Annotated in this window: 10 protein-coding genes and 4 pseudogenes; 10 read left to right on the top strand and 4 right to left on the bottom strand. The window is 68.9% G+C overall.

Translation table 11 applies throughout. From position 1 onward, the window contains the following. The first annotated feature begins 31 nt into the window (after positions 1–31). Positions 32–1,585 (top strand): MFS transporter, encoded by a 1,554-nt coding sequence (locus OG393_RS06150; protein ID WP_327373596.1) that lies wholly within the window; start codon positions 32–34, stop codon positions 1,583–1,585. 165 nt (positions 1,586–1,750) lie between these two features. Here the strand turns inward: OG393_RS06150 and OG393_RS06145 are convergent, their stop codons facing one another. Continuing rightward, positions 1,751–2,494, bottom strand: coding sequence for a MerR family transcriptional regulator (locus OG393_RS06145; RefSeq protein WP_327373595.1), 744 nt, complete (start codon positions 2,492–2,494; stop codon positions 1,751–1,753). Positions 2,495–2,541: 47 nt separating this feature from the next. Between OG393_RS06145 and OG393_RS06140 the strand changes: the two genes are divergently transcribed. Beyond that, a complete protein-coding gene (locus tag OG393_RS06140) occupies positions 2,542–3,006 on the top strand; it encodes a DUF6194 family protein (RefSeq protein WP_327378328.1) in 465 nt (154 codons plus the stop codon). Positions 3,007–3,251: 245 nt separating this feature from the next. Here the strand turns inward: OG393_RS06140 and OG393_RS06135 are convergent. Then, a pseudogene (locus OG393_RS06135) lies at positions 3,252–3,477 on the bottom strand (glycoside hydrolase domain-containing protein); the annotation flags it as partial. A gap of 300 nt (positions 3,478–3,777) precedes the next feature. Here OG393_RS06135 and OG393_RS06130 point away from each other — a divergent pair. From OG393_RS06130 to OG393_RS06115, 4 genes and pseudogenes are all read left to right on the top strand, one after another. Continuing rightward, positions 3,778–5,451, top strand: a pseudogene (locus OG393_RS06130) (DNRLRE domain-containing protein); the annotation flags it as partial. A 593-nt stretch (positions 5,452–6,044) separates the two neighbouring features. Then, a complete protein-coding gene (locus OG393_RS06125; RefSeq protein ID WP_327373594.1) occupies positions 6,045–6,548 on the top strand; it encodes an RHS repeat-associated core domain-containing protein in 504 nt (167 codons plus the stop codon). 75 nt (positions 6,549–6,623) lie between these two features. Beyond that, positions 6,624–6,935 carry a hypothetical protein gene (locus OG393_RS06120; protein WP_327373592.1) on the top strand — a complete coding sequence of 104 codons (312 nt, stop codon included), beginning with the start codon at positions 6,624–6,626 and terminating at the stop codon, positions 6,933–6,935. Between the two features lie 38 nt (positions 6,936–6,973). Further along, positions 6,974–7,285, top strand: a complete 312-nt coding sequence (locus tag OG393_RS06115) for a hypothetical protein (protein WP_327373591.1) — start codon at positions 6,974–6,976, stop codon at positions 7,283–7,285. 554 nt (positions 7,286–7,839) lie between these two features. Here OG393_RS06115 and OG393_RS35425 read toward each other — a convergent pair. Together OG393_RS35425 and OG393_RS35420 are read right to left on the bottom strand one after the other, a co-directional pair. Then, positions 7,840–8,064, bottom strand: a pseudogene (locus tag OG393_RS35425) (DUF6119 family protein); the annotation flags it as partial. Positions 8,065–8,321: 257 nt separating this feature from the next. After that, positions 8,322–8,921: pseudogene (locus tag OG393_RS35420) on the bottom strand (DUF6119 family protein); the annotation flags it as partial. A 66-nt stretch (positions 8,922–8,987) separates the two neighbouring features. On the opposite strand from OG393_RS35420, the gene OG393_RS06110 reads away from it, so the two are divergent. From OG393_RS06110 to OG393_RS06095, 4 genes are all read left to right on the top strand, one after another. After that, positions 8,988–11,150 carry an N-6 DNA methylase gene (locus tag OG393_RS06110; RefSeq protein WP_327373590.1) on the top strand — a complete coding sequence of 721 codons (2,163 nt, stop codon included), beginning with the start codon at positions 8,988–8,990 and terminating at the stop codon, positions 11,148–11,150. A gap of 89 nt (positions 11,151–11,239) precedes the next feature. Further along, positions 11,240–13,234, top strand: a complete 1,995-nt coding sequence (locus OG393_RS06105) for a type I restriction-modification system subunit M (RefSeq protein WP_327373589.1) — start codon at positions 11,240–11,242, stop codon at positions 13,232–13,234. Further along, on the top strand, positions 13,231–14,541 hold the full coding sequence (locus OG393_RS06100; protein ID WP_327373587.1) for a restriction endonuclease subunit S: 1,311 nt from the start codon (positions 13,231–13,233) through the stop codon (positions 14,539–14,541). Before OG393_RS06105 ends, OG393_RS06100 begins: the two co-directional genes overlap by 4 nt. Continuing rightward, positions 14,538–17,729: a type I restriction endonuclease subunit R gene (locus tag OG393_RS06095; RefSeq protein ID WP_327373586.1), complete on the top strand. Its 3,192-nt coding sequence runs from the start codon at positions 14,538–14,540 to the stop codon at positions 17,727–17,729. The genes OG393_RS06100 and OG393_RS06095 overlap by 4 nt, the downstream gene beginning before the upstream one ends. The last annotated feature ends 32 nt before the right edge of the window (positions 17,730–17,761 follow it).

Below are 17,761 nucleotides of genomic sequence, written 5' to 3'. Positions count from 1 at the left end.
GCTCACTCAACCGGCGAGAACCCGAGGCGCCATGAGTACACCCAAGCCGACGACACCGGCACAGACCGCCAACCCGAAGCACGGCAGTGACGGCAAGGGCATCGCCCTCTTCGTGATCGCGTCCTGCCAGCTGATGGTGGTCCTCGACATCACGATCGTGAACATCGCGCTCCCTCACATCCAGAGCGCGCTGGACTTCTCCACGACCAGCCTGTCCTGGGTCGTCAACGCCTACACCCTCACCTTCGGCGGCCTGCTGCTCCTGGGCGGGCGGACCGGCGACATCCTGGGCCGGCGGCGCGTGTTCATCTTCGGCGTGCTGCTCTTCGGACTGGCCTCCCTCTTCTGCGGACTCGCACAGAACGATTGGCAACTCCTGGCCTCCAGGGCCCTCCAGGGCGTCGGCGGCGCGATAGCCTCGCCGACCGCGCTGTCCCTGATCACCACGACGTTCGACGAAGGCCCGGAACGCAACCGGGCCTTCGGCGTCTTCGCGGCCGTCTCGGCCGGCGGCGGCGCGATCGGCCTGGTCGCCGGCGGCATACTCGTCGAATGGCTCAACTGGCGCTGGATCTTCTTCGTCAACGTGCCGATCGCCCTGCTCATCGCTTTCCTCACACCCCGCCATGTCAAGGAGTCCGAACGCCACCCCGGCCACTTCGACCTCGCCGGCGCACTGACCTCCACGCTCGGCATGGTGGCCCTGGTGTACGGATTCATCCGTGCCGCCCAGGAAGGCTGGCGCGACCCCTACACGATCGCCTCGTTCGCCTCCGCGGTCGTGCTCCTCGGCCTCTTCATCCTGGTCGAGCGGCGCTCCCAACAGCCGATCACGCCACTGCACATGTTCGCCGACCGCAACCGCTCGGGCACCTACGCGATCATGCTCTGCCTGGCGGCGGCGATCTTCGGGATGTTCTTCTTCCTGACGCTGTTCGTGCAGACTGTGCTCGACTTCAGCCCCTTGCAGGCCGGTCTCGCCTTCCTGCCGGTCAGCGGAATCATCGCGGTCGGCGCGGGCATCACCTCCAACCTGCTGCCCAGATACGGGCCGAAACCCTTCATGGTGACGGGCTCGATCTTCGCCGCGGCCGGTCTGTCCTGGCTGACCCTGACCGATATCGACTCCACCTACGCGGGCAGTATCCTCGGCCCGATCCTCGTCTTCGGACTCGGCATGGGCCTGATGTTCGTCTCACTGACCATCATGGCGCTGTCGAACGTCCCGCAGCAGGAGTCGGGCGCCGCGTCCGGACTGCTCAACGCCACCCAGCAGGTGGGCGGTTCACTGGGCCTGTCCATCCTGGTGACGGTCTTCGGCACGGCCAGCCGCAACGAGGCCGACCAGCAGGTCCCCGCCTTCCTCTCCCAGGCCGGGCCGCTGGAGAAGGCCCGGTTCGCCCAGACCGGCGAACTGCCGCCCCCCTGGAGCGACCAGGTGCTGACCTCTGGCGTCTCGGCGGGCTTCGTCACGGCGGCGATCTTCGCCGTGGTCGGCGCTCTCATCGCACTCTTCGTGATCCAGGTCCGCCCCTCGGACATCGAACGCCTCAAGGGCGGCATGGGACCACCGGGCGTGGGCTGACCCCGCACACTCCGCACACCCCGCGCGCCCGCCCGTGAACGTGAAGGACCCGGCACACCCGGTGGCGCGCCCCCGCCCGGCCGACCGCCCGAGGGCCACCGGCCGGGACCGGCGCGGGCCGCGCCCCCGGGAGGCTCCCGCACGGACACCGCTCCCGCTCCGTCGTCACGCCCTCGCGGACGTCACGACGGCCGCCAGATCCGTACCCGCCCGCAGGAGCGCCACGCTCCGCGCGGCGATCCCGTCAAGCCGCCGCAGCAGGAGGCGTTCGGCCTCCTCCAGACCGTCGAGCCGGTGGAGGGCTCCGATGATCTCGCGCACCGCGGGAATCCCGTGCCCGGCGCCGCGCAGGGCCACGACGACGCGGGCCGCCCGGATGGCCGGCGGGTCGTAGCTGCGCGCGCGCAGGGAGGTCACCCGCCGGGGGGACACCAGCCCCTCCTGCTCCCAGAACCGCAGGGCGGAGGGACGCACGCCCAGCGCCGAGGACAGCTCGGTGATCGTCATCGTGTCACGTCCGCCCGCCGTCCCGGCCGTGTCCGTGTTCGTCTCCGCCCGTATCGCGTCCAGCGCCCGCCGCGCCCGCAGGGCCTCGTCCCGTTCCCCGGCCAGCCGCACGTGCAGGGCGCCGACCGCCGCGGCCGCCTCCTCGACCGTCCCGCCGCGCAGTCCCGTGAGCACCTGCCGGGCGACGACGGGCCCGACGGCGACCGCGATTCCCCGGTAGGCGCGCAGGGCCTGGACATGGAGGGCCGTGTAGCACCGGTAGCCGTTGTCCGACCGGGCGGCCGGCGGGAGGACACCCAGCCGCTCCAGGTCGCGGACCTGCTGCGGCGAGTACCCCGACTCCCGGGCCACATCGACCGTGCGAAGCCGCCCCCGCCGCGCGCCGCCCACCGGCTCGTCCATCAGCCAACCCCACAGAAGCACTTGAAGGTGATGCTCGAACCATGAGTATGGAACACATCACCGCGACCGTACGAGGCTTCGAGGACGCGCTCGTGATCCTCCCGGAGCCCGGCAGCGACGCCCCGGAAGAGGCGTGGGGCGACGCCTTCTTCTACTACGCCCCGGACGGGCGGATGCCGCGCAACGTCCAGCCCTACGCGACGATCGTCACCGGCGACCAGCCCGGCGACACCGCCTCCGACCTCGACCCTCCGGACCGCTGGCGCGTGAACATCCGCGTGGACCGCGCGACCTTCCGGGAGCTCACCGGGCAGGAACCGGACGCTCCGGGCAGCCACGACCACGCCGCCACCGACATCGTGACGCCGCATCCGGTCTACGGCACCCTCGGCTGGATCTCCGTCGTCGTCCCGGGCGAACGGACCATGGCCACCGTCACCCGCCTGCTGCGCGCCGCCCACGACGCCGCCCGCGCCAGGCACCGGCGACGGCACGGGCCACAGGCGCGGTGAGCACCGCGACGCCCAGACGTTCCGGCAACCCCGGGCCTGGCTCAAATCCTGTTGTGCCAGTGCGGGGCCCAGGAACGGACTGGGCGCACCACGCCGGAAGACGTCCACGCTGTCCCCAGCCCTGGTGTCTGGGCCAGCGCGGTCGGCGTGCTGCCGCTCCGTGAACCACCCGGGACGGCCCAGTAGATATCCAGAGCATGAGAGCGGCGTGGTCGGCACGGCTGCGGGCGCACGACCACGGTCGGGTCGAGGTAGATCGGGCTGCCGGGCTTCATGCCGAGCGCCGTCGCCTTGGTGATCGCGTCGTGGCGTTGCTCGCCCCGACCGAGGCTGCGGTGGCGGCGGTGAACCCCTCCTTGTTCCCTGCTCTTCCGGCAGGGCGGCTGGGCACCGACGTAGAGGGGGGATGACCCGCCAGCCGAGCGTGTCGACCGACTTCACCCACGACTTGGTCAGGTTGGGCTGGGCACAACGCGGAACACGCTGAGCCGCCGCGGTGCCAAACAGGAGCTTCTACCCTTCTCGACTGGTTGAAACCCGCATGTGGCGCAGATCAGCCTCCTGGTAGGTCGGTAAGTCGATCTTGACCGTATTGCCTTGATCGTGGAGCGCTCTCGCCTCGGTACGTTCACGAAGGCATCACATGGGTGATGCGCATGTGCAGGTAGAGATCGAGGAATCATGCTGATTCGCGTGTCTGCGCCGCGGCGGCGCAGATGGCCTTGGCGTGGGAGGGCTTCCGGCTACATAGCGGGGAGCCTTGTCCTGGCCATGTCTGTCACGCTGTTGGACGGCGCTGACGTCGTGGCCGCACCGCTTCAGGCGGCCGCCGAGGCTGAGAAGCCGGCTGTCACACAGGCGGCGGACATTCCTGCGGCTCGTGTGGCGGCCCGGCTGTCGGGCAAGCGGGTAGAGGCGCTGTCCGAGCGCACGGAAACCTCCACGACCTGGGTGAACAAGGACGGTTCGCTCACCACCGAGCTGTCCGCCGGACCGGTCAGGTTCAAGGATGCGGTCACGGGCCACTGGTGCGATGTCGATGTCGAGCTGGCCGCACAGGCGGACGGCTCGGTCGCCGCCAAGTCCCACCCGAAGGGCCTGACGCTCGCCGGTAGGACCGGGGCGCCGGCTCGCTCGCTGCGTGCGGCGCAGTCCGCACCGGCCACCGACCTGGTCACCCTCGGCCAGGGTGACGAGCAGATCACGCTGCAGTGGCGTGGCGGGCTGCCAGTCCCGAAGCTCGACGGCACCCGGGCGACATACGAGAACGCCGTGCCCGGAGCGGACGTGGTGGTCGAGGCCACCCGTACAGGCTTCGAGCAGTTCGTCGAGATCAGACAGAAGCCGGCTGACGGCTACTCCTACACACTGCCGCTGAAGGCCAAGGGCCTAAAGGTGGAGCAACTGGCCGACGGCAGTGTGCTGTTCACCGACAAGAAGTCGAAGAAGACCGCGGTCATGACGGCCCCAGTGATGTGGGACGCGACGATCGTCCCAGTCTCCGGCGAGCACACGCGCCAGGTCCTGGTCGCCATGAAGGCCGTCACGACCAAGGGCGGCGTGGATCTCGTCCTCACCCCGGACGCGAAGTTCCTGGCCGATCCGGCGACGAAGTACCCGGTGACGGTCGACCCGTCCACCTCCGCCCTGTCGAACGTGTTCGACACCTACGTGCAGCAGGGCACGACGGTCGACTGGTCGACCGACACCGAGCTGGACCTGGGCAACCCGGGTACGAAGAACGCGGACGGCACATACCGCACGGCGCGTTCCTTCATCTCGTGGAACACCGCGCCGATCGCCGATGCGCTGGTGATGGACGCGAAGCTCAGCCTGTGGAACTTCCACTCCGCCAACTTCACCGGCTCCTCGTGTCCCAACCAGCCGTGGGAAGTGTGGTCCACCGGAGCCGCGACGACCTCGTCGCGGTGGACGGCCCAGCCGTCGTGGATCGCGAAGAAGGCCACCTCTTCGGAGACCAGAGGCAACCCGTCCTGCTCCACCCAGCCGGACGGCTGGATCAACGCCAACGTCACCACGTTGGTGCAGGAATGGGCCTCGGTCAAGGCCGCCAAGTCCCACATGGGTCTGCGCGCCACTGACGAGAGCATCACGGAGCAGTGGAAGCGGGTCAACTCCGCCAACGCCGCCTCCAACCCGCCCAAGCTGGTCGTGACGTACAACTACCGGCCGCGTACGGGAACGAAGCAGGAGGCCGGTCCGCCGTTCTTCTCCTACGGCGGCGCCTACGTGGTCAACACCGTGACGCCCACGCTGCGGGACACGTTCGTCGACCCTAACGGCGACAAGGTCAACGGCACTTTCCAGATCTTCGACTCCGTCGCCAACACCCAGGTCGGCAACGTCATCGTCTCCCCGTGGGTCCCCTCCGGCCAGGTCGCCTCCGTGACCGTCCCCGCCGGCCAGCTGACCAACGGCAAGACGACCTCCGCACCGGGCGCCCCTGGGCTGGACTGCCCCATCACGGGAGGTACCACCACCAGCCACAGCTACGACAGCGCTGACCGCATCGTCGACACGGGCTACGCCTACGACGCCTTCGGCCGTACTACCGCAGTCCCCGGCAACGGCACGGTCGGCTACTACGCCAACGATCTCGCCTACCAGCAGACGGCCAACGGAAAGCGGCAGACCTGGCAGCTGGACGCCGACCTGCGCTTCCGCTCCTGGAAGACCGAATCCGGCAGCGGCTCCACCTGGACCCAGACCGGCTCCAAGGTCAACCACTACGACAGTGACGGCGACAGCCCCCGCTGGATCACCGAGGACACCGCCACCGGCGCGCTGACGCGCATGGTCACCGGCCTCGACGGCCGACTGGCCGCCACCACGGCCAAGACCGGCAGCACGGTCCTGCAGCTCACCAACATTCACGGTGACGTCAGCCTGCTCCTCCCGCTGGACGCAGGTGTCGCGCCCACGGTGCTCGACGCCGACGAGTACGGCACCCCCCCCGGACTGGTCAGGCGGACACCCGCTACGACTGGCTCGGCGCCCATCAGCGGTCCGGTGAGACCGTGACCGGACTCACCCTCATGGGCGTCCGGCTGTACAACTCGACGACAGGACGCTTCCTGTCGATCGATCCTGTCAACGGTGGTAGCTGCAACAGCTACGACTACGTGTGCGGCGACCCCGTCAACATGCTCGACCTCGACGGACGAATGGCCGTGGCAGCTCTCGTCGCCTCCGCTGGACTCGGAGTGAGCCTCGGCACGGTGCTGGCCGTTCTCACCGCAGCCGCCATCGTGGCCATCATTGCCGTCATCTGGTGGAAGGGGAAGGCATGGGCCATCCGCCAGGTCAAGATCCTCTGGGCGAAGGCATCCAAGAAGTCCGGCAAGGAACGCGCCACCGATGCCCCGAGCTTCGTGAAGGGCAAGAACAAGATCCCTGGAAAGTCGGCGGAACAGTCGGCGATAGAGTACTTCAAGAGGGCATTCGGCCGACCTCCCACGAAGCAGGAGAGAGGACCGGGCGGGCCTATCAATAAGGCCAGGAAGTATTTCGACCGAAAGTAACCGGAATCCATAGACTGTCCGGGGGGGTGGTCTACCGCGCCCCCGGACGCGTAAGGTCTGAAGGAGGCGTACGCGATGGCAACGGGCCCTGATCCCAGCAGAGAAGTGTTTGTGCTCTGGCATGCCCGGCATCTTGTTTTCGAGGAGGACGGCCGAACGATCCACCGGGACCCGGACGGTGGCATCCATGCGGATGAGGAGGAATGGAGAATCGTCGGCGTTTATGCCGACATGGCGGCGGCCGAGGTACAAAGAGAGGCATCGATCCTGCTTCCAGGATTCCGAGACGAGCCCGATTGCTTCGAAATCTCACCCTTGCTGATCGATCAGGACGAGTGGGTTGACGGGTACTTCACAGAGTATCCGGACGGGCGACAGCAGGACTGAGCCATACTCCGGACAAACCCGCACGACGAAGGGTTGCGATGAGCCGTACTCTCTTTCTTCTGGTGCACAGGCATCACATCTCTCTTGAACCTGACGATCTCGCCTCCGATTTCATGGAAGACGGCGAACCGCTCTTCTGGGACGACAGTGAAGAAAGCTTCAAGATCTTGGGCCTGTACTCAAGCCGGCAGCGGGCCGAGGAACGCATCGAGCAAGCGCGGACCTTGCCAGGGTTCAGGCGCTCACCGGAAGGATTCTGCGTGCACGAGTACACCGTGGGACAGGCCCACTGGCCCAACGGGTTCCGCGTCCGACTCGACGGCAGCGTGAAGACGACGGCTGACGCGTGACGGCGAACGGACCGGACCGGAGAAGGCGGCCAACGTTCCGGCTGATCCGGTCCGGTGCGGCGGGTGATCGACGGCCGCGCCTTGGACGGGGGCTCAGAATGGACCGGTGCCCGCCGGCTGATCGCGAGCGGGTCCCAGCTGGGGTCACCAGAAGGCTGCCCGGCAGGGAGCCCGCTCGGGTAAGGCTGGGCAGTGAGCCCGCCTTGTCACTGGGTTCGCCTTCCCATGCCCGACCGACGTGGCGGAGAGGGCGGTCGCTCGCCCGTACGCGTGCAGGAGGCAGTGGTATCAGCGCCTTGATCACGCCGTCCGAGCTGGCGTGGTGTCAGTTGATTCGTCCCGCGTATGTCCCGTCAAAATGAAATGTCCTGTTTGGGTATTACTTTGCGCTCGAGTCCCGCGTGCTGAGATCCGGCTACGTCATGACGGGCGGCAGAGGTCTCGCGGCGCGCGAGGCTGTGCGGCCCCGACTCGGGCGGTCGGGATGTCTCGGTAGCCGAAACCTTCGGAGCGTGAGGAACCTTTCCGGGGTCGGGGAGACGGTGGGTGATGCTTCAGGTGCTCGTGCCGAGGGTCGGAATGTCGACCACCGCCATGTCGACGCCGTGCGTGCGCAGCGCGCGAACCGCTTGCGGCAGGGATACCTGGGCGAAGGTGAACAGGTTCCGCGTGGGCAGGGACTTGCCGCTCTTGAGCGAGATGGCGTAGACGACCTTCCTCGGGGTGAAGTCCCGCCCGAGGGGATGCCCCGGATGCTTCTCCCGTACGTGCCGGACGAACTCGGCGCGCGCCGGCCGGTGCGGTGAGCAGGGCGCCGGCCTCCGTCCGCATGCCCGCCAGGTACCGGTCCCCGATCTCGAACCAGCGCCCCTCGTGGTGGAAGTAGCGGATCGCGTCGCGCGGGATCTCCGCCGTGCTCCACCTGTTGCGCCCGTACCTGGGCGCTCACCGGATCGGCACCCTCCTCGTCCCGGTGCAGCTGCATGTAGCCCGCGGTCAGGGCCTCCAGTCGTCTGCCGGCCGGGACGTCGTCGAGCGGTTCCCGGATGTGGTCGATGGGGAACGCGCGGATGTGCCCCAGGGTGGCCGAGCTGCGATCCGTGCGGCCTCGGGCGTCCATCAGGTTGTGCGTGACCTGGCGGACGGTGTCGGGCTGCGCCGCGCGCGGCGCGAAGTCGAAGCCGAAACCGGGCGAGATCCCGCTCCGGCCGAGCAGGAGGTGTCCCCTGCCGAAGGTGAGGGCGAAAGCGTCGTCGGCGACGGGGAGGAGCGGTGCGCACGCCGGAGTTCGGTTCTCCACGGGTGGCTTCCGCCCGGTGAGGGCGTGCGGGGCCGAGGTCCAGTCGGGCGGCCGACGGCGGCCGATCACGCCGTGGCGCAGGAGCGCCGGGATGCCCTCGATCGTCACGTCCTCCACGGCGAGGGAGTGATCGCGCTCGTATCGGGGGCTGAGGGCGGCGCGCAGCTCCGAGGGGGACGCTCCGGTGTCCCGCAGGAGGGAGAGGGTGCTGCGCCGGGTCTTGGGGGCGGTGGCGGAGCTCTGGTCGGTGGTCGGACCGAGCGACACGTGGACTCCCAGGCGGTGAGGTGAAGGACGCCGACGACACCCAGATGCCGTGAAAGCGCCGTCAAACATGAATTACCAGACGGACTGTGGTGTAGTCTGTGAGCCGTCCACTCCGAGGAGAGGTGTCGCACGGCCATGCCTGAGACAACAGCCCATGTGACAGCCGCGGAGATCTCCCGCATCGCCGGTGTCACCCGGGCCACCGTCAGCAACTGGCGCAGGCGGCACGACGACTTCCCCGCTCCGACCGCCGGCACCGACACCAGCCCGCTCTACGACCTCGGAGCGGTCCGGGCATGGCTCGGCTCACGCGGCCACACGCGGGTCGCCGACCCCCGGGAGGAACTGCGCACCGCGGTCCGCCTCCATGCCTACGACCCGGACCGGACGACCGGCCGTATCGGCTTCACCCTCGCGCTCGCCCGCCGTGCCCCGGACGGGACGGCGGAGCTCAGCGACCTCACGGACGCCGAACTCGCCACCCGGGCCTCCGAGGAGGCGGCCGGTCTCCTGGCCACGCTCCCCGGCCCGACGCCCTCAGGCCCGCTCTTCTCCGCACCCGACGCCCCCACACTGCGCGCTCTCCTGCGCTGCGTACTCGAGGCGGGGGGCCCGGCCGCGCTCGCCGTCCTCGCGGAACGGGAGCTCGAGGACGGTGCCGCGACCGGCGTGTACGGGACCCCGGTGGGCTTGGCGCAGCTGGTCGCGGCGTTGCTCCCGGCCGGTACGGCGCGCGTCCTGGACCCGGCCTGCGGCAGCGGCAGGCTCCTGGCGGCCGCTGTCGGGCGCGGCGCCACCGAACTCCTCGGCCAGGACTCCGTACCCGTGCAGGCACAGCGCGCCGCAGCCGGGCTGAGCCTCGCCGCACCGGACGCCGAGGTCACCGTGCGCATCGGCGACAGCCTGCGCGCGGACGCCTTCGACGGCCTGACGGCCGACGCGGTGGTGTGCAACCCGCCGTACGGCGACCGCGACTGGGGTCACGACGAGCTCGCCTACGACCCGCGCTGGGCGTACGGCGTGCCGGGGCGTTCCGAGTCCGAGCTCGCCTGGGTGCAGCACTGCCTCGCCCACCTCGTACCCGGCGGCCGGGCCGTGCTCATCCTGCCGCCGGCCACCGCCTCCCGCGCCTCCGGGCGCCGGGTCCGGGCCGAACTGGTGCGCAGCGGCGCCGTGCGGGCCGTGCTGGCCCTCCCGGCCGGCGCCGCGCCGCCCCTGCACGTGGGCCTGCACCTGTGGGTCCTGTCCCGGCCCGAGCCGGGCGGTCCGGAGCGGAAGTCGGTGCTGTTCGTCGACACGGCCGGCGCACCCTCGTCGGACGCCGGGCAGCGGGCCACGGGCGGGCCGCGCACGAGTTCCTCCCGGCCCCCGATCGACTGGGCCGGGCTGACGACTCGGACCGTCGCCCACTGGGAAGCGTTCACCGCCGACCCGGACCGGTTCACGGCCGAGCCCGGCACCGCACGCGCGGTGCCGGTCCTCGACCTCCTCGACGACCTCGTCGACCTCACCCCGGCCCGTCTGGTCCGCATCTCGCGCACGGACGTCGACCCCGTCGAGCTGTCCGCCCGTACGGAGACGGGCCGCCGCGAGCTGACCGAGGCCGCCCGCGCCCTCCTCGACACGGCCGGCCTCGCCGGCTGGACGGCCCCCGGCCGCTCGGCCCGGGACTGGCGTACGGCCACCGCCTCCGACCTCGCCAGGGGCGGGGCACTGGCCCTGCTCCGCACCGTGCCGGACACCAAGAGTCCCGAGCCGGAAGGGGCGGACCCCGAGGCCGCGCCGGTCCTCACCGGAGCCGACATCGCCCGGGGGACGGCCCCGACCGGCGATCCGGCCGAGCTGGGTTCCGCGACCGCCACCGCGCCCGTGATCGCCGTCGGTGACGTCCTCGTACGGGCGGTCGCCGGCGGTGCCGGACCGATGGCCCGGGTGGCCGACGACGCGGACGCGGGCGCCCGCCTCGGCCCCCACGTCCACCTGCTGCGCCCCGACCCGTCCCGCCTGGACCCCTGGTTCCTCGCCGGGTTCGTCGGCTCGGCGGAGAACATCGCCGGGGCCTCCACCGGCAGCACCGTCCTGAACGTCGCCCCGGGCCGGCTCCGGGTCCCGCTGCTCCCGCTGGACGAGCAGCGCCGCTACGGCGAGGCGTTCCGGCACGTCCACGACCTGCGCGCGCGGGCGCGCCGGGCGGCGCGCCTCGCGGAGGACACGGCCGCCCTGCTCGCGGACGGCCTCACGGGCGGCGCGCTCCTCCCGGCCACGACCGAGACGCCGGCGGAGACCGGCCCGGCCTGAACCGCACCTGATCTTCGCGACCATCCACCACACTTGTCCGCACCCGCTTCCCTTGGGCGGGACGGTCCGGAAGGAAACCGGGGAACCCCTTGAACAGCAGTAAGCACACGGAACTGGCGAACCACGCCTGGTCCGTCGCCGATCTCCTGCGCGGCGACTACAAGCAGTCGGACTACGGCAAGGTCATCCTGCCGTTCACGGTGCTGCGTCGGCTGGAGTGCGTCCTGGAGCCGACCCGGGACAAGGTCGTCGAGACCGCCGCCCGGTACAAGGACCAGGAGGACATCGACCCGGATCACTGGCTGCGCAAGGCATCCGGCCACTCCTTCTACAACAGGAGCGACCTCACCCTGAAGAAGATCGCCGCGGACCCGCAGAGCGCTGCGAAGAACCTTCAGATCTACGTGGCCGCCTTCTCGGGCAACGCCCGCGAGGTCCTCGACAAGTACGACTTCGCCCAGCAGATCAAGCGGCTCGACGGGGCCGATCTCCTCTACCAGGTCATCGGGAAGTTCACCGACCTGGACCTGCACCCGGAGAACGTGCCCAACCACAACATGGGCTACATCTTCGAGGAGCTGATCCGACGCTTCGCGGAGCAGTCCAACGAGACGGCGGGTGAGCACTTCACCCCCCGCGAGGTCATCAAGCTGATGGTCAACCTGCTGATCGCGCCCGACGGGGACGCGTTGCAGGTGCCGGGCGTGGTCCGCACGGTCATGGACCCGGCATGCGGCACCGGCGGCATGCTGTCGGCCGCCGAGGAGCACATCCGGTCCCTGAACCCGGACGCCACGGTGGAGGTTTACGGCCAGGAGCTCAACCCCGAGTCCTGGGCCATCTGCCGGTCCGACCTGATGATCAAGGGGCAGGACCCGGAGCACATCGCCTCCGGCAACTCGCTGAGCGACCCGGGGCAGGGCCGCGAGAAGTTCGACTACCTCCTGGCCAACCCGCCGTTCGGCGTCGAGTGGAAGAAGGTCAAGGAGGACGTCGAGTACGAGCACAAGCACCTGGGCGAGGCCGGCCGCTTCGCCGCCGGTCTGCCGCGCATCAACGACGGCTCGCTCCTCTTCCTCCAGCACATGATCTCGATGATGAAGCCGGTGGACGCGAAGGGCGGCGGCGGCTCCCGCCTCGCCATCGTCTTCAACGGCTCGCCGCTCTTCACCGGCGCGGCCGGCTCGGGCGAGTCCGAGATCCGCCGCTGGATCCTGGAGAACGACTGGCTGGAAGCGATCGTCGCCCTCCCGGACCAGCTCTTCTACAACACCGGGATCTCCACGTACTTCTGGATCCTCACCAACCGCAAGGCACCGGACCACAAGGGCAAGGTCGTCCTCCTCGACGCGCGCGACCAGTTCCAGAAGATGCGCAAGTCGCTCGGCGACAAGCGCAAGGAGCTGGGCACGCAGCACATCAAGGACGTGACGCGCCTGTACGCGGAGGCCGTCCAGGCCGCGGCTGACCCGGACCACCCGCTCCACGGCAAGGTGAAGGTCTTCGACAACACGGCCTTCGGCTACCAGCGCATCACGGTCGAACGCCCTTTGAAGCTCCGCTTCGAGGTCACCGAGGAGACGCTGACGGCCCTGGCGGCGGCGAGGCCGGTCCAGAAGCTGACGGACGCGGAGGCGTTCGTGGGCGCGGTGCGTACGCTGCTGGGATCGACGTGGCCGACCAAGTCCGAGTGCCTGGTGGCCCTGAAGGACGCGGTGGTCGCGGCCGGCCTGCTGTGGCCGACGGGCGCGCCGTTCGCGAAGGCGCTGCGGGAGGCGGTCGGCGTCCGCGACCCCGAGGGCGAGGTGCAGAAGGTCAAGGGTGAGCCGGAGCCGGACGCGGAGCTGCGCGACTACGAGAACGTCCCGCTGGGCGAGGACGTCGAGGAGTACCTGAAGCGCGAGGTCCACCCGCACGTCCCGGACGCGTGGATCGACCACACGAAGACGAAGATCGGGTACGAGATCCCGTTCACGCGGCACTTCTACGTGTACGAACCGCCGAGGCCGCTGGCGGAGATCGACGCGGAGCTGAAGGCGCTGGAGTCGGAGATTCAGGCGCTGCTGGGGGAGGTGGCCAGGTGAGTGGGTCGCGAGTGGCGCCCTGGTTGTCCAACTCCCGTTGGGGCACGGTTCCTATTCGCCTTGTAGCGCGACTGGGATCTGGGCACACCCCCAGCAGGAGCAGGCCAGAGTACTGGGAAGGGTGCACTATCCCCTGGATCACCCTGGCGGACGTCTGGCAGCTGCGCCGTGGCGAGACGAATGTGATCACGGATACCAAGGAGAAAATCTCACCGCTCGGCGTAGCCAACTCAGCTGCTGTCAAGCATGCTGCCGGTACCGTGATCCTTTCGCGCACGGCATCTGTTGGATTCTCCGCGATCATGGGTCGTGAGATGGCGACGAGCCAGGATTTCGCGACGTGGACTTGCGGACCACAGCTTGATCGGCGCTACCTTTTGCACGCCTTGCGCGGCATGGCGTCGGATTTGAAACGTATCGCCATGGGGTCCACTCATAAGACGATCTACATGCCTGACATTGAACAGCTACGAGTCCCGCTCCCTCCGTTGGAAGAGCAGCGTCGCATCGCCGACTTCCTAGATGCGGAGATCGACCGCATGGCCGATCTGAGCGAATCGCTCCACCGTTTCGACGTGGACGTCAGAGAACGGGAGCGGGCTGTCCTGGCGCAATCTCTCAACGCGGGCGCTAGGGAATCTGAATCGGTACTACCGGATGGCTGGCAGTGGACTCCGCTCATGCATCTGACCGACCCCCTCCGGCAGATCATGTATGGAATCGTCCTGCCGGGACCGAACGTGGGCGACGGCGTCCCCATCGTGAAGGGTGGTGATGTTGCCGCAAATCGTCTGCGCGTGGAAGCGTTGAATCACACGACTCGCGAGATTGAAGCTGGGTATGCCAGGTCACGACTCAAGGGCGGAGATCTCGTGATCGCGATTCGTGGAAGTGTCGGAGAAATCGCAGTCGTCCCACAGGCGTTGACGGGCGCCAATCTAACTCAAGATGCTGCTCGAATTTCGGTCGGCAAGGCTGTCAATGCTCAGTGGTTGAGGCTGGCACTGGAGTCTCCGGTCGTAGCGCATCAAATCCAGGGGCGAGTCACGGGCGCGACGATTAAGGGGATCAATATTTGGGACTTGAAGCGAATCTTGGTGCCGACACCGCCCGCTGAATTGCAGACCGTCTTGGCTGATGGGGTGGGGCGCTCGATTCAGACCCATGAAGCGCTTCGAGTGCGTGTACGCCAGCACAAACAGTTGCTTGCCGAGCGCCGCCAAGCCCTCATCACCGCTGCCGTAACCGGCCAGTTCGACGTCTCCACCGCCAGCGGACGCAACGTCACGGAGGGAATCACCGCATGAGCCCAGGCCCGGTCCACAGTGAGTCCGCCTTCGGCGAAGCCATAGTCGCCGCCATGGCCGAGCGAGGCTGGCGCGAAGCGAGTCCCGCCGGCTATCAGCCCGACCTCGGCCTGGACACGGGCGAACTCTTCGAGTTCATCCGCGAGACCCAGGCCGAGGAGTGGTACGAGCTCCGTACCGTCTACGGCGACGCCGCCGAGGCAGAGCGCGGCTTCGCGCGCCGCCTGGACCAGGCCATCGCCAACGACGGTCTTCTCCATGTCCTCCGCAACGGCGTCAAGGACCGGGGCGTCCTCCTCCGCGTGGCCTACTTCAGGCCAAACCTGGTCGCTGACGCGTCCGTCCTTGACGGCTACCGTGCCAACCGCCTCACCGTCGTCCGCGAGCTTCCGTACGCCACCAAGCAGCTCGACTGGAACAACCGCCTCGACCTGACCCTGTTCCTGAACGGCATCCCGGTCGCCACGGCCGAGCTGAAGAACCCGCTGACCGGCCAGGGCGTCGAGCACGCCAAGGAGCAGTACCGGACCGACCGCGACCCCACCGAGCTGATCTTCACCCGCCGGGTCGTCGCCAACTTCGCCATAGACCCGGACCTGGTCTTCGTCGCGACCCAGCTCAAGGGCAAGAACACCCGCTTCCTGCCCTTCAACACCGGCTCCGAGGGCCCCGGCCGCCCCGGTGGCGCCGGCAACCCCGCCCCCACCGCGTACGGCCAGTACGCCACCTCCTACCTCTGGGAGCAGGTCTGGGAGCGGGACAACTGGCTGGACCTCCTCCAGCGGTTCGCGCACCAGCAGAAGACCAAGACGCCCGGCGGCGGCACCACCCGCACCACGATCTTCCCGCGCTTCCACCAGTGGGACGCGGTCAAGAAGCTCACCGCGCACGCCGCCACCCACGGCGCCGGTCAGAACTACCTGATCATGGCCTCGGCCGGCTCCGGCAAGTCCAACACCATCGGCTGGCTCGTCCACCGCCTCTCCGACCTGCACGCGGACAACGACCCCCGCACGCTGAACACCGAGGCCCTGTCCGCCGGCTTCATCAAGCCGGGCGCGCCCGTCTTCGACAAGGTCATCGTCATCACCGACCGCCGGAACCTGGACGCCCAGCTGCGCGAGACGGTCGGCAGCTTCTCCCAGACCGACGGCCTGGTCGTCAAGATCGACGAGAAGCAGGGCACCAAGAGCGAGCAGCTCGCCCGCGCCCTCTCCCGCGACACCGGCAAGATCGTCACCGTCACCCTGCACTCGTTCCCCGCGCTGCTCGACTACCTCCAGCGCAACCCGACCGAGATCAAGGGCACCACCTTCGCGATCGTCATCGACGAGGCCCACTCCTCCCAGTCCGGCGACGCGGCGACCTCCGTCCGCGCCGCCCTGCGCGAACTCGGCCTCGACTCGGACTCCGAGGACGCCGGCGCGACCACCGCCAACGTCACCGACAAGCTGAAGAAGAAGGCCCTGGAGCGGTCCCGGGCCGCGAACCTCTCCTACTTCGCCTTCACCGCCACCCCGAAGTCGAAGACCCTCGAACTCTTCGGCACCCCGGACCAGGTCGACGGCAAGGCCGCCTACCGCCCCTTCCACACCTACTCCATGCGCCAGGCCATCGAGGAGGGCTTCATCCTCGACCCGCTGCGCAACTACGTCACGTACAACACGTACTGGAAGCTGGTGAACCAGAACCGGGACGAGCGCGAGGTGGACCCCGGCAAGGCGAACTCGCTGCTCGCCCGGTACGTCCTCACCCACGACTCGACCGTCTCCCAGCACGCCCAGGTGATCGTCGAGCACTTCGTGGCCCACACCCGGGGGCGGCTCGGCGGGCGTGCCAAGTCCATGGTCGTGACCGCCTCCCGGCACTCCGCCGTCCAGATGGCCCGCGCCATCAAGAGCTACATCAAGGACCGCGCGTACGACACCAGGTATCCGGACCTGGGCGTCCTGGTGGCCTTCTCCGGCTCCCTCACCATCGACGGCGAGGAGACCACCGAGCCGAAGGAGAACGGGGGGCTGTCCGAGACCGCCCTGCCGAAGGCATTCGGCTACACGCGCGCCGACGACAAGGCGGTGAAGGCGGGGGCGAAGGGGAAGCAGGAGTATCGGATCCTGGTCGTCGCCGAGAAGTACCAGACCGGCTTCGACCAGCCCCTGTTGACGACCATGTACGTCAACAAGACGCTGACCGGCATCGCCGCCGTCCAGACCCTCTCCCGGCTGAACCGCACCGCCGAACGCAAGACGCAGGCCGACCTCGCCGTCCTCGACTTCACCAACGAGGCCGAGGACATCAAGGAGGCGTTCCGCCCGTACTTCGAGGAGGCGAACACCCTCCCCTCGGACCCCAACCTCCTCTACACCGCCCAGAGCCGCGTCATGTCCGCGCCGATCGTCTCCGAGACGGAGATGGACGAGTTCTGCGCCGCCTGGTTCGAGGCGAAGGAGAAGGCCGCCGGGTCCCCGGCCACGTGGGAGAAGCTGCACGCCGAGCTGTACCGCCGGCTCTCCCCGGCCGTCACCCGCTACGAGGCCCTGCGCGACAACGACGAGGACGAGGACGACGTCAAGACGGCCGAGGACTTCCGCGCCGACCTGCACGACTACGTGCGCAAGTACGGCTTCCTCGCCCAGATCGTGCCCTATCACGACCCCGACCTGGAGCGCCTCCACCTCTACGGCCGCTACCTCCTCACCCGGCTGCGCGGCCGCACGGACGGCGGCGTGGACATCGGCGAGGTCGACCTCAGCCACCTGCGCGTGCAGAAGACCGGCGAGCATGACGTCTCCCTCAGCCCGGAAGGGCCCGCGACCATGCCCGGCTTCGGCGAGGGGCCGGGCGGAGCCAAGGAAGCCGAGAAGTCGCTTCTGTCCGAGCTGATCGAGAAGTTCAACGCCAAGTTCGGCACGGACTTCACCGAACAGGACGTCATCCGGCCCTTCGAGGAGGCCAAGGCCGACGCCAAGGTCCGGGCGGCGGCCGTCGTCAACGACGAGGACAACTTCGGCAAGGTCTTCGACAAGGTCTTCGCGGACAAGATGGCCGACCACGTCGACTCCATCGCCGGCCTCGGCCGCCAGTACTTCGGCGCGGACCGGAACTTCAAGTCCAGCCTCGACCGCAGCGCCCGCCGCGCCGCCTGGCGGATGATCCGCCGCGAGGAGGGCGTGGACGACGCGGCATAGCCGATGCGGCATGAGCAGGGGCCTCGTACACC

Source organism: Streptomyces sp. NBC_01216 (assembly GCF_035994945.1).
GTDB lineage: Bacteria > Actinomycetota > Actinomycetes > Streptomycetales > Streptomycetaceae > Streptomyces.
Note: the sequence above shows the minus strand (reverse complement) of the source record. Positions and strands in the feature narration are given on the sequence as shown.

Bases quoted from the DNA above. Each gene is read 5' to 3' on its own strand.
- OG393_RS06150 (WP_327373596.1), top strand. From the start codon at position 32: ATGAGTACACCCAAGCCGACGACACCGGCACAGACCGCCAACCCGAAG.
- OG393_RS06145 (WP_327373595.1), bottom strand. From the start codon at position 2,494: ATGGACGAGCCGGTGGGCGGCGCGCGGCGGGGGCGGCTTCGCACGGTC.
- OG393_RS06140 (WP_327378328.1), top strand. From the start codon at position 2,542: ATGGAACACATCACCGCGACCGTACGAGGCTTCGAGGACGCGCTCGTG.
- OG393_RS06120 (WP_327373592.1), top strand. From the start codon at position 6,624: ATGGCAACGGGCCCTGATCCCAGCAGAGAAGTGTTTGTGCTCTGGCAT.
- OG393_RS06115 (WP_327373591.1), top strand. From the start codon at position 6,974: ATGAGCCGTACTCTCTTTCTTCTGGTGCACAGGCATCACATCTCTCTT.
- OG393_RS06110 (WP_327373590.1), top strand. From the start codon at position 8,988: ATGCCTGAGACAACAGCCCATGTGACAGCCGCGGAGATCTCCCGCATC.
- OG393_RS06095 (WP_327373586.1), top strand. From the start codon at position 14,538: ATGAGCCCAGGCCCGGTCCACAGTGAGTCCGCCTTCGGCGAAGCCATA.